The sequence below is a fragment of the Butyrivibrio sp. AE3009 genome (assembly GCF_000420845.1).
Classification (GTDB): Bacteria; Bacillota; Clostridia; order Lachnospirales; family Lachnospiraceae; genus Butyrivibrio.
Genome location: NZ_ATVS01000003.1, coordinates 163,780 through 176,406 on the forward strand (window position 1 = coordinate 163,780; position 12,627 = coordinate 176,406).

Annotated in this window: 11 protein-coding genes; all 11 read right to left on the reverse strand. The window is 43.4% G+C overall.

Annotation, left to right across the window (positions count from 1 at the left end; all coding sequences use genetic code 11):
• Nucleotides 1-6: 6 nt before the first annotated feature.
• The 11 genes from G588_RS0102910 to G588_RS18930 all read right to left on the reverse strand — a co-directional run bounded on the left by G588_RS0102910 (nucleotide 7) and on the right by G588_RS18930 (nucleotide 12,499).
• Entirely contained in the window at nucleotides 7-816 is an 810-nt protein-coding gene (locus G588_RS0102910) for a carbohydrate ABC transporter permease (protein ID WP_242830329.1), read from the reverse strand.
• Between the two features lie 84 nt (nucleotides 817-900).
• Nucleotides 901-3,075 (reverse strand): hypothetical protein, encoded by a 2,175-nt coding sequence (locus G588_RS0102915; RefSeq protein ID WP_022777264.1) that lies wholly within the window; start codon nucleotides 3,073-3,075, stop codon nucleotides 901-903.
• Complete coding sequence (locus G588_RS0102920; RefSeq protein WP_022777265.1) at nucleotides 3,047-3,952, reverse strand: ABC transporter ATP-binding protein; 906 nt, start codon at nucleotides 3,950-3,952, stop codon at nucleotides 3,047-3,049. Before G588_RS0102920 ends, G588_RS0102915 begins: the two co-directional genes overlap by 29 nt.
• Nucleotides 3,949-4,335, reverse strand: coding sequence for a GntR family transcriptional regulator (locus G588_RS0102925; RefSeq protein ID WP_022777266.1), 387 nt, complete (start codon nucleotides 4,333-4,335; stop codon nucleotides 3,949-3,951). The genes G588_RS0102920 and G588_RS0102925 overlap by 4 nt, the downstream gene beginning before the upstream one ends.
• A 172-nt stretch (nucleotides 4,336-4,507) precedes the next feature.
• The gene (locus G588_RS0102930) at nucleotides 4,508-5,872 is read right to left on the reverse strand and encodes a PFL family protein (RefSeq protein ID WP_022777267.1); all 1,365 of its coding nucleotides are present in this window, start codon (nucleotides 5,870-5,872) and stop codon (nucleotides 4,508-4,510) included.
• A gap of 41 nt (nucleotides 5,873-5,913) precedes the next feature.
• Complete coding sequence (locus G588_RS0102935; RefSeq protein ID WP_022777268.1) at nucleotides 5,914-6,186, reverse strand: ACT domain-containing protein; 273 nt, start codon at nucleotides 6,184-6,186, stop codon at nucleotides 5,914-5,916.
• A gap of 71 nt (nucleotides 6,187-6,257) precedes the next feature.
• Complete coding sequence (locus tag G588_RS0102940) at nucleotides 6,258-7,055, reverse strand: MBL fold metallo-hydrolase (RefSeq protein ID WP_022777269.1); 798 nt, start codon at nucleotides 7,053-7,055, stop codon at nucleotides 6,258-6,260.
• A 95-nt stretch (nucleotides 7,056-7,150) separates the two neighbouring features.
• Nucleotides 7,151-9,319 (reverse strand): cell division protein FtsA, encoded by a 2,169-nt coding sequence (locus G588_RS0102945; protein ID WP_242830330.1) that lies wholly within the window; start codon nucleotides 9,317-9,319, stop codon nucleotides 7,151-7,153.
• A complete protein-coding gene (coaE, locus tag G588_RS0102950) occupies nucleotides 9,316-9,942 on the reverse strand; it encodes a dephospho-CoA kinase (RefSeq protein WP_022777271.1) in 627 nt (208 codons plus the stop codon). Before coaE ends, G588_RS0102945 begins: the two co-directional genes overlap by 4 nt.
• Before the next feature lie 6 nt (nucleotides 9,943-9,948).
• Nucleotides 9,949-12,150, reverse strand: a complete 2,202-nt coding sequence (gene polA, locus G588_RS18925) for a DNA polymerase I (protein WP_022777272.1) — start codon at nucleotides 12,148-12,150, stop codon at nucleotides 9,949-9,951.
• Nucleotides 12,151-12,172: 22 nt separating this feature from the next.
• On the reverse strand, nucleotides 12,173-12,499 hold the full coding sequence (locus G588_RS18930) for a zf-HC2 domain-containing protein (RefSeq protein WP_022777273.1): 327 nt from the start codon (nucleotides 12,497-12,499) through the stop codon (nucleotides 12,173-12,175).
• Nucleotides 12,500-12,627 lie beyond the last annotated feature (128 nt).

The following is a 12,627-nucleotide window of genomic DNA, read 5'->3' on the forward strand; positions in this document are numbered from 1 at the left end:
AGGCTATTACCCTTCCACATCCTTGCCATATCTGTTCTCCACCCTGAACATGACAAAAACCAGGGCTGTAACTACAATAAACATAATTATTGCAGCCGATGAGAGCTTTTGATAATCAAGAGAAGTAAATGTATTGTTCATAAAGTGCTGCAGCATATACAGCGGATTATAGGGATAATCTCCCGTCATCAGATATATCTCTCTGAAAACCTTGAAGGAATTGATCAGAGACATTATCGCCACAAACAATATCGTTGACGAGAGATATCTTAACTTGATCATCCAGAATATCTGAAATTTGTTAGCATTCTCAAGGGCTGCAACTTCCAGAAGATCCTTGGGAATACTTGCCAGGGCTGACATAAAGAGTATCATGTTATACCCCAGGTTCTTCCACAGAAACAGTGCAACGATAACAATCTGTGCCTGATCCGATTTGAGCCAGTCGACTCTGCCGCCACCGAATATCGCAAGTGCGTTATTCACAAGACCGTTCTGGTGGAACATAACCTGCCATATCAGCACAATGGATGCAGTCGGTACCATCAAAGGACTTAAGAAAAACGATCTGAAATAGCTCTTAAAAGGTATCCTTGATTCCATAACCGCCGCAAGAAACAATGAAAGCAGCACCGCCAGCGGAACAGCCACAAAGGAAAACTTAAGTGTATTTAGTCCTGCCAGTCTGAAAGCGGCATTATTCCAAACATTTACGTAATTCTGAAAACCTACAAAGTTGTTCTGTATCGGGTTGTCTATAAGCGAATAATAGATAACCACAAAAAACGGCGCCACAAAGAAAACCAGAACGCCCAAAAGCGAAGGGAGTAGAAAGAGCCATGATACCAGGCTCTTTCTCTTATGAAATTGTACTTTTTGGAAGAAACAAAACTTTTTCAATTACTTATTAGTGTCCGCGATCACGAAATCCGGAACCTGCCCCTTCTTGAATGTATAAGAAATATAGCTGTCATTATTGCCTTTGTCTGTCAGATAAGCGGATATGTAATACTTATCTGAAGTAAGCTCATCATAGTCATACCAAGTACCATAATACTCTGTCATAATCGATGCTTCAAGGATTCTCTTAATATCCTTACTGTCTTCATAGGTCACTGTATAGGATTCCGTATCAGGAACAGCATCCCCTGTTTGGAAACTCTCAACATCATATCCGGGATAATAGTCGGTAACTTCTATCCTCTTTATCATATCAGGAGTAATATTATTCTCATGATACAGTCCGTATTTCTTAAGTAGTTCAATGGTATTGGTGTAGGTATCGTAAATATTTATATCAAGGCTGCCATAGCTGTCTGTATTGATCTGATAGCTGATCTGACCTATAGGAAGCTTATCTCTGGTCTTAGCGAAACCATAATTAGCTGAGATATCTTTCCTCAAAGCATCGCTCAGTTCATCATAGCTTTCGATCTTTTCGGTATATTCCTCAATGTTAACCCTGTAGGTAAGTTCGCGCCTTGTGTTTAATTTATCCTCCTGCCTGAAGGCTTCATCATTAAACACCGCAAAATACCCCTCAAGATACTCTTTTCCTGAGAACACGCTGTCCATCAGAGCCGGATCAACATCCCTTGGTATAAGGATATTTCTGTATACTTCTCTTCCATCCTTAAACCTGTAAAGTACGGTAAAATCATAGCCGGTAATATATGTATCCTCATTGTTCTTCTGGATATTTCCCGCTTCATTCTGGGCCTTCATGCCAAGCTTGGCCAGCTTAAGAACATCATCTATATTCGTAAGATACATATTTTCTTCGGAATAATCCTCATAATAATCCCGATTGCCGATAAAGAGCTGCATTTCCGAATTATAACCCTCAAGAAGTGCGCAGCTTTCAAGCCTTGAAGCAGCCGGAAGATAGCTGTCATATCCAAGAAGATCTCCCCTGAATATTACAAATACAAGTGCTACCAATGACAGTGCTATAACTGTCTGTCCTTTTCCCTTGGCAAAGGCCTTGATATCTCCCTGGAGAATTATCTCGGCAAAAATGCAGCTTGCCAGAGTCGCAAGAAGCATCAGTACAAACATCATAACATAGATTCTTGTATTCCAGACCATTGCGTAGATCTCTTTTACAATGATTCCGGTACCAAGGCCAACAACAACACAAGCTACTATCTTAACCACCCATCTAAAGGGTCTGTAAACTATGGTCTTACCTGCCCATTCAGACTTTCTTCCTCTGCTGGCAACTCCAACAAGAATGAGGCTTATAAGCGCCACCAGGAATGTATCAAGATCTCGTCTGTGAGATACGTCAAAGAATCTAAAAATCGATTCACAGTTAAGAAGATAGTCGTCCATTTTCACGAGATCTGCAAAACCGCCTAAAACAGCAGCCCTGTCATAGAAAGGAGACGCAATGACCTTAATGCTCTCTCTGTAGCTTACTGTATCAAAGAAGATTCTCTTAAGTCCCAGTATCTCGCCACCAATGACTGTAGTAATGAAGAAAAAGAACATGGTCAAAAGCACAGCCATAGGCATTGTTCCGCTGAGCATCATGGCAAGAACAGTAACGCTATATACTGCGATAAAGAAGACAAGATTTCTGACAAGCTCAATAGAAACCATTAAAAGCAAAGGTCCGTTAACCGCTCCATAGGCAGCAGCCACTATAAGCCCAAGAATTTTGGTAAAAATATCCATTATCAAATATGTTGATATGGATATGAGAAGGTTTCTTGTTACCCTCTTTCTTCTGGTGGTGGGCTGACTCAGATAAAAATCAAGCTGGCTCTGATTAAACAGATAGGAAAAGCCCTGGAAAGCAAACATAACTGCGATAATAGTTGTAAGGATCCAGCCCAAATTTTCCATACCCATAATACTTGATACAGCCCTTAATTTTTCATGGTACAAAAGTTCTGCACTCTGCTTGTAGACCCTGGCATAATTAACCGATCTTGAAAGGAAAATGATCAGCATCAGAATGTTGTAAGCAGCCATAAGGGGCAAAGCTATAAACGATGTCCATAGTGTTCTGGATACGTATTTTCTGTGGTTTTTAAGCTTCTCAGTCAAGGACAAATTTTTTGATGTCATATCCCACTACCTCCGTCTCACTTATAAATATCTCTTCAAGTGAAAGTGCAAGAACCTCGAAGAACACAGGATTACCTCTCTTGAAGGCTGTCTCTATCTCTTCTCTCTCTCCTCTCATTGTTATTGTATGAAGTCTTCCGCGCTTCTCATGAATAAGGACCTTAAGGCCTTCCAGAGCCTTCTTCTCATCCTCTTCATCTCTGAAGACGCACTGAACCTTCTGCATCTGAAGCTTCATATCAGCAATATCCTCGGAAAGGATGACTCCGCCCTGGTGAAGAAGTCCCACGTGATCACAGATATCTTCAAGCTCTCTCAGGTTATGTGAAGCGATAACCGGTGTAAGTCCCCTGTCTGCCATATCTGCTGCGAAAAGGCTCTTAACGCCCTGTCTTACCACAGGATCCAGGCCGTCAAAGGTCTCGTCACAGAATAAATACTTGGTTCCTGCGCACAGGCCAAGAAGAATCGATACCTGCTTTTTCATACCCTTGGAAAAAGTATTGATCCTGCGGCCCTTCTCAAGGCCAAAGCCGTCACAGAACTTAAAGAATCTCTGCTTGTCAAAGTTCTCATAGATTCCTTCGTAATAATCAGCCATTTCTTCAGGCGTGGAATTAGGAAGAAAATACTGGTCGTCGGAAATATAGAAGATATCCTTCTTAACCTCAGGGTTGTCATAAACAGGTCTGTTATCCACCAGAACTATTCCTTCATCCGGCTTGATAACTCCCGCAAGGATCCTGAGTATGGTACTCTTACCGGCGCCATTGGTGCCAAGAAGTCCAAATACTTCCCCATCGGACACATTAAGCGAAACACGATTGACAGCTTTTATGTTGTCGAATGATTTTTCAAGGTCAATTAATTCAATCATGCGTTGCCTCCCATTTTGTAGTAGTTTGCAAGCCGAAGCTTAATCTCCGCAAAAAGCTCCTCCAGAGGTATGCCAATATCATCAGCCTCCTTAAACAGCTCAAGAACGGCGGAAATAAGTTCCTCCTTCTTGCTGTCCTTAAGCGCATCATTACCTTTTACGAAGTTGCCCTTTCCCTTAACAGTGTAAATAAAGCCCTGGCGCTCAAGTTCCGCATAGGCTTTTTGAACCGTGTTGGGATTGGTGGACAGTTCGATGGCAAGGCTTCTGACGGAAGGCATCTGATCATCCGGCTGCAAAATCCCCTTGTACATCTGCAGTTTGAAATTTTCAACAATTTGTTCGTAGATAGGTCTGCTATCCTGATAGTCTATTAGTTTCATATTTTCCCACCCATACATTAAGTGTACTATCACAACTAATACAGTTATATCACCCCGTATATCATAATGCAATACTATGTCACGATTTTTTTTGCTTTTACATAAAAATAGGACTTTGCTCTCCTACGAGATCAAAGTCCTATACATTCATATTGGAATAATACGAATAAAATCAGTTCTTGAAGCTGTGAACAGGTGCGGGAATTCTTCCCGTTCTGTTAACGAAGTTATCGCAGGAGAACTGGTTAACAGGCATTATAGGTGCATATCCGAGAAGGCCACCAAATTCAACTGTCTCACCTACACCCTTACCGATAACAGGGATAAGACGAACTGCTGTAGTCTTCTGGTTGATCATACCGATTGCCATCTCATCAGCGATAATACCAGCAATTGTGGTATCCTTGGTATCTCCCGGAATAGCAATCATATCAAGACCAACTGAGCATACGCAGGTCATGGCCTCAAGCTTCTCTATTGTAAGAGCACCTGCCTCTACTGCATTGATCATACCCTGATCCTCACTGACGGGGATAAATGCTCCGGAAAGTCCACCTACATAGGAAGAAGCCATTACACCGCCCTTCTTGACCTGGTCATTCAAAAGTGCAAGAGCAGCTGTTGTTCCGGGAGCACCTGCGTGCTCTACGCCAATCTCATGAAGAATATCAGCAACACTGTCTCCGATCGCAGGTGTAGGTGCAAGGGACAGATCGATAATCCCAAAAGGAACTCCCAGTCTCTTGGAAGCTTCCTGTGCAACAAGCTGTCCAACTCTTGTTACCTTGAAGGCGGTCTTCTTGATAGTCTCGCAGAGAACCTCAAAGTTCTCGCCTCTGACCTTCTCAAGGGCTGTCTTAACGACTCCGGGACCTGAAACACCAACATTGATGATCTTATCAGCCTCAGTCACTCCGTGGAATGCTCCTGCCATGAACGGATTGTCATCAGGTGCATTGCAGAATATTACCAGCTTGGCACAGCCCAGAGAATCATTCTCCTTGGTTGCTTCAGCAGTCTTTTTGACAATGGTTCCCATAAGTCTTACGGCGTCCATATTGATACCGGTCTTGGTGGAACCTACATTTATTGAAGAACATACCACATCGGTTGTTGAAAGAGCCAAAGGAATAGACTCAATAAGGTGCCTGTCAGCCTCTGTCATACCCTTGCTAACAAGAGCTGAATAACCACCGATGAAGTTAACTCCCACTTCCTTGGCTATTTTATCAAGAGTCTTTGCAATACTTGCAAAATCCTCAGGGCTCTTGCAGGCTGCGCCTCCGATAAGAGCTATGGGTGTAACTGATATTCTTTTGTTAACTATTGGAATACCGAATTCTCTGGAAATCTGATCTCCGGTTTTTACTAGATCTTTAGCTGCGTTGTAGATTTTATCGTAGATGTTTTTGTTAAGCTGATCAAGGTCAGAACTTATACAGTCCAAAAGGCTGATACCAAGGGTGATGGTTCTGACATCAAGATTCTCTTTTTCTATCATTTCATTGGTCTCAACGACCTCAGATACATTTATCATGGCTCTCTCCTCAAAACTGTCATTTTATGTGCCGCTATCATTCAGATTCTGTGCATTGAATCAAAAATCTCTTCTCTCTGACACTTAATGACTACGCCGATTTCCTGTCCAAGAGCATCAAGATCATCCGCTACCGCGTTGAACTCCTTGGCTGAGCCTGACATATCAACAATCATCATCATATTAAAGTATCCACTTACGATAGTCTGGGAAATATCAAGAATATTGATCCCGGAATCTGCTAAATATGTGCATACCTTAGCGATAATGCCGACTGTGTCTTTTCCTACTACAGTAATTATTGTCTTATTCATAATTCCCTCCAGAAAAAACCTATTTCAATCAAAGTTAGCAAGATATCCGGGAAAAGTCAAATGCTTTTGTCTCAAAATTCCAAAATCGGTGATAATTCCGACCTACTGGCTACAATAAGAGGGAAATCATTTCCTCTGTAGGGGGTGTCGCCCATTTCTATTTCCACGCGGACAGTTTCATAGGCAAGCTCAGGTAGATTGTTTTCCTGTGACAAGTGGCCAAGGAAAATACCCTTCATCTTATCATTGAGAAGCCTGCAGAGAAGCTCACCGCTCTTCTCATTGGAAAGATGTCCCTTATCGCCGAGAATGCGTCTCTTGAGCTGATATGGGTAAGGTCCTGTCTGAAGCATGCGAACGTCGTGGTTAGCCTCCAAAAGAAGCGCGTCACAGTCTGTAAGACAATCAACGGTGTATTCTGTATAACAACCAAGGTCGGTGGCAACTCCGACTTTTTTTCCCTGACAATATACGCGGTAGCCGCAGGGATCCAGAGCGTCGTGAGAAATTGTCATGGGATCTATGATCATATCTCCTACGCTGACTTGCTTGTCGGCCACAACCGGAATAAAGCGGGATTGTATCATCTCGCTCTTTTTGTCGCTGTTTCTGATGCCCTGTATGGTTCCTACAGTGGCATAGATCGGAATATCATATTTTTTCAAAATGGTATGAAGTGCCGATATGTGATCCACATGCTCATGGGTCACAAAAATGGCGCTGATATCGGAAAGCCCAAGATCCAGACCCTTAAGACCTTCTTCGATTCTCTTCTTGCTGACTCCCGCGTCAATTAAGATGTGGGTGTTGTCTGATCCCACATAGGTGCAGTTCCCGCTGCTACCGCTGGCAATACTTGTAAAACGCATAAAACAAAACTCTCCCAAAAAAACTTATTCATAAAAAGACTTATTTGCACCGGAAAACAAGCACAAATAAGTCTTAAATTCCAATTACCTTTTAATTATTTCCAATAAACTTCTATCTTATCGCCTTCATGTATAGGCTCCATATAATCCGGTGTTCCGCCGTTAAGGCTTGTAACAATGCTCCTGCCGTTTGGCTTGGACAGATCAAAATCAATGGCGTCGAAGATATCAACGAAAATATAATCTGCCTTGCCATGAAGGGTTATCGGATCATTGTTGACCATCAGGTGAAGATCATGGGCCAAAATATTTCTGACGGGCTCCTGCTCTGCTTTCTCGTATACATTCTCCTCAGGCTCTTCCTTCAGAGTCATCTGGCCTTCTTCATCGGTGGTAAGCTTGAGGCTCTCGTCAAGGTCTTCAAAGGATTCCTCATTCTCCTGACTGATTGCCACCTCATCTGCGCTGGGGAAGTCCTCGTAGTAATCCATAATGGCTTCCTCGGGATCCTTGAACTCTACCTTGAAGTTCTCATATACAGGTGTCCCTGCATCGCCGCGCTCATTGTTTACTATTATAACAGTATCTTCCGTAAGCTCAATATCCATTAGCTCGGCAATCTGAGCAGCGGTATTATAATCAAGTACTTTGACGTCATCTCCGGGTTTGATATTGTAAAAACCGGTCTGAGTTTCGCCGTTAACTGTGGCATATCTTGAAGCTTCTACGTTTTTGCCGTTAACATTGACGTTAAACTTGGTCTTAAACTCAGGGATACTCTCTATGGTAGCCTTACCGGGTGCTCCTGCGGTAGATGGCGTTACATTTATTATGTCGTTGGCATGAATCTTGGAGTGAATATCCGCAGGCTGACCGTTGAGGGAAATAACAGCTGCCTCACCGGGTTCTCCCCTGGTTGTTCTCTCTTTGCCGTTAACAGTGAATTTTAGCTCTTCTCCTCTCTTCGGGAAAAGATCTTCGTTGGGGAATGCCACCTGCATGGCAGCATCCACAATCTGGAGCTTTCCGTTGTCATAGAGCTTGGTCTGTGTTCCGTTAAAGGATACGAAGATAAAGTTGTTGGCCTCTTCGTAGTAGCTGATACAGATACCAAGCGGTGTAACAAGAAGAGAATCTTTCTCAATCTCGTCATTGGTGAGGAAAACAATATTCTTCATTACTTCCTCACCTCTAAGAGCAACACGTTCCTCCGGAATATCCATATCCTTGGCTATAGCCTTGGTATAACCGGGAACACAACCGCCTCCGCCGACAACAAAGACAGCGCTGACAGGCTTATCGCCGTTAAGCTTCTTAATCTCCTCTGTGGCGCGTTTGGCCATCTCGTCAACCTTAGGCTTGATGACCTTGGCTATTTCCTTGGCGGAAATAGTTTTGTTAAGTCCCATAATGTCAACATATTCAACCTTGTCATTATGGCTTGCGGCTATCTTGATCTCATCCGCTGTATTAAAATCAACCAGACAATGCTGGGCGATTATCTCTGTTATATCGTCGCCTGCAATTGGAAGCATTCCGTAGGCTGTAATAGAACCATCATCTGTGACACAGATATCGGATGTTCCTGCGCCCACGTCCACAAGAGCAAGATTCAGCATTCTGAATCTGTCGGGAATGGCAACCATCATTGCCGCAATAGGCTCGAGTGTAAGATTGGCAACGTTAAGGCCTGCTCTCTCACAGGTTTTGTACAGACCGTCTACGCAGTCATCGGGAAGGAAGGTTGCAATCAGTTCAACGCTTACCTTACCGGCCTTATGGCCTTCCAGATTGGCTATCTGATATCCATCCAGATAATAATGCATTACAGAATAACCAACCAGATAGAACTTCAGCTCAGAAGTATTCTTCTCAAGGAACTCGGCATAGGCCTTCTCAACCGCCGAGGAATCCAGGTTGTAGATATCTTCATCGGTTATGGTATGTCCATCAGGGAATTCATAGTCATAGTTAATTCTGACCGTGCGAAGGACACGTCCGGCTGCAGCGATACATACATCGGTAAGATGTACATCCGTCTGCTGTTCAAGGCGTTCCTTAACGATCCTGACCGTCATGGCAACCTTACCGATATCATGGATCTGACCGTCCAGCATAGCTCTTGTCTGATGCTTCTCTACAGTCTGAGCAATGACATTGAACCGGTTGTCACTCATAAATCCCACAGTCCCGACAACACTTCTTGTTCCGATATCCAGTCCGAATACAATTTTCTGATCTGCCTGTTCCAAACTAGCCATCATTCTCTCCAATCCCCGATTTTGTCATCTATCTGTTTAGCCGAGTAAGAAAGATCGCCGCTGTTGTCTATTACAAATTCGCAGTGTTTTCTGAAGGTTTCATCGTCCAGTTGCTTGCTGAAGATATCCGTAATCTTTTCATCGCTGTAGCCCCTGGAACTTTTAAGTCTCTGCCTTCTCACATCTTCGTCGGCATAAACATACCAGAGTTCATCGGCTATTCTGTCGTAGCCGTTTTCGATAAGAAGGGCTGCTTCCACAAAAACAAAGTCATGCTCCTTCGTCTCTTTTTCCCTGTCTATATTATTAATAATAAAGGTATTTACTGCAGGATGCAAAATATTATTTACTGTTTTTAGTTTATTTTTATCATTAAAAATAGCAGAAGCCATTTTTGCCTTATCTATTTCGCCATCAGATCCCAAAATCTCTTCTCCCAAAAAGGCCACCAACTCGTCATAAGCGGGATATCCCTTCTTCTTGATGTCATTGGCCACGTCGTCGGAATAGATTATCAGGCAGTTATAATGCTTATCTATGTAATCCAGGACTGTGCTCTTGCCAGCTCCGATTCCCCCTGTTATCCCGATAATATTGGTTCTGTCCTTAGAAAGCACTTTTTTCATCCCCTATCACTTAGCCTCATACCAGTCAGTGCCGGTATGGCATTCAACCTCAAGCGGTACTGCAAGAATCGCTGCATTCTCCATCTCTTCCTGTAAAAGAGCTGTTACTTTGTCCTTCTCATCGGGCGCAGTCTCTATTACCAGTTCGTCGTGAATCTGAAGTATGAGTCTGGATTTAAGCTCCTCTTTCTTAATTCTGAAGTAGACATTGATCATTGCTATCTTCATGATGTCGGCGGCGGTTCCCTGAATAGGTGCATTCATTGCAACACGTTCTCCGAACTGTCTGAGGTTAAAGTTGCTCATCTTAAGCTCCGGGATAGGTCTTCTTCTGCCATACAATGTCACGCTGTAGCCTGTATTCTTGGCATCGCTGATGACCTTGTCCTGATACTCCCTGACTCCGGGGTAGGTCTCAAAGTACTTATCCATATATTCCTTGGCTTCGCCCCTTGAAATTGACAGATCCTGGGAAAGGCCGAAGGAACTGATTCCATAGACGATACCGAAGTTTACAGCCTTGGCATTTCGTCTCTGAAGTGGTGTAACCTCATTCAAGGGCACATGGAACACCTTGGAAGCTGTAATGCTATGAATATCCTCACCTTCGTGATAAGCACTGATAAGTCCCTGATCCTGAGACATATGAGCCAGAATACGAAGCTCAATCTGGGAGTAATCCGCATCTGCAAAAACGTACCCTTCCTTTGGAACAAATACTTTTCTGATAAGCCTTCCAAGCTCTGTTCTCATGGGAATATTCTGAAGGTTGGGCTCTGTGGAGCTGATTCTTCCTGTAGCTGTTATGGTCTGATTAAAGCTGGTGTGGATCCTTCCGTCCTCCTCTATGAAGGCAGAAAGGCCATCCGCATAGGTTGACTTAAGTTTGGCAAGTCCTCTGTACTCCAGAACGTCAGCAACAATGGGATAATCGGGAGCCAGCTTTTCCAGTACATCTGCAGCTGTGGAATATCCCGATTTGGTCTTCTTCTCAGCTGGAAGCCCCAGTCTCTCGAACAATATCTCGCCCAGCTGCTTAGGGGAATTGATATTGAACTCAGTACCGGCCGCTTCATAGATCTTCTTCTCCAGCTCTGTGATTCTTACCTGGAGCTTGTCTCCGTAGGACTTGAGTTCGTCCCTTCTGGCTATGATTCCTTCTTTTTCCATGGCAAAAAGGATATAGGAAAGAGGCATCTCAATCTCATAGAAGAGCTTGTCCATTCCGGTCTTCTCAAGCTTTTTCTTAATCGCAGGTGCCGCTGCAAAGCAGGTGTAGGCAGCCTTGGCAGCATATTCGGAAAGGAGCTTGTCATCTGCATTTCGTAGCGATTCCTTGCCGAAGTAGTCCTCTTTTTTCTTCAAAGGGAGCTTTAGATATTCACCGGAGATATCTTCAATCCTGTAGTCGTTCTTGATGGGATTGTTCACATAAGCGCCGATCAGAGTATCGAAGGCTCTCGGAGAAGTCTTGTAGCTCTCATCCTCTTCGGAATAGCCACTTACTCTCTCACTGATCTCAGAAGGAGTAAAAAATCCAAAGCTGTCCTTGATATCGAAGGTGGCAAGTGATACGCTCTTACTGAGCTCTGCAAGCTTCTGCCCCAGATAATTCTCTGTAATAAAGCCCTGAGGCTGTATAAAATACGCGCATTCTTTGTCAAAGCAAAGCCCAAGTCCCAACAGGTCCTTCTGCTTGGTATCCTTACTCTTATATTCTGTTAATGGGAAATAGGCGACAAAATTGTCGATGGACTTTTTGCCGTATTCAAGTGCCCTTGCGAATATATCTTCAACCTCATTCAGATCTGAGGTTGTCTGTATCTTAAGGCTTAAGGAAACAGAGCTTTTTGCATCGTTAAGAGGTGATATCTCGAAGAGCTTGTCCAGAAGTCCCTGCGAAAAATCCTCCGTAATTGCAACTCCGCTGCCTTCCTCTTCACTACCTGTAAGGGAAGCATCAAGCTGTGAAAGAGAAGCCTTCAAATTCTCCACCTGAGATGCCACAGCCACCGGCGTATTCTCAGCTCCGGTGATGCTCACATATACAGCTTCGTAGTCGCCGGATCTAACCATCCCGGAAAGTTTGTACAATGCTCCGTATATTCCGTTAATCGGGTTACCCTCTCCATCATAAAAAACGGGAAGAGAATAATAAGCATCTTTTATAAGTTCGTTACCATTGATAATCAGTTTCTGCTTAGTCATAAATCCTCTTTTGTCATCCGTGTCAGCTAAGGGTCATTGCAAGTATAACGGTAACCACCGTCATCGCTGCCACCAAAAGCTCAAGTACAATGCTGGTGGCCACAAGATATCTTCTGGCCTTGAGCTTCTTCCTGGCATCCTTTAGCATATTATCCAGTTCATATTTAAGATTAAAAGTATTACCGTCCTCAAGTCTCTTCATTCCTACCAGCACCAGGAATTGTATGGTTAGCTCCTCCCTGCATTCATCGCAGCTCTCCATATGTTCCAGGAACTGAGCCAGATCCTTGTTGTCCAGGTCGTCCTCAAGAAACGGCGATATCATTTTTTCCGCATCTTTACAGTTCATAATGAAATCCCAACATCTTGTATATTATAAAGCGTTCAAAGTATCTATTTCTACAATATATAGAATACAACAAAACACGCTGTTTTACAATGGTTTGGCACTGTTCAAAAGAGACGGAAGTGCTAGAT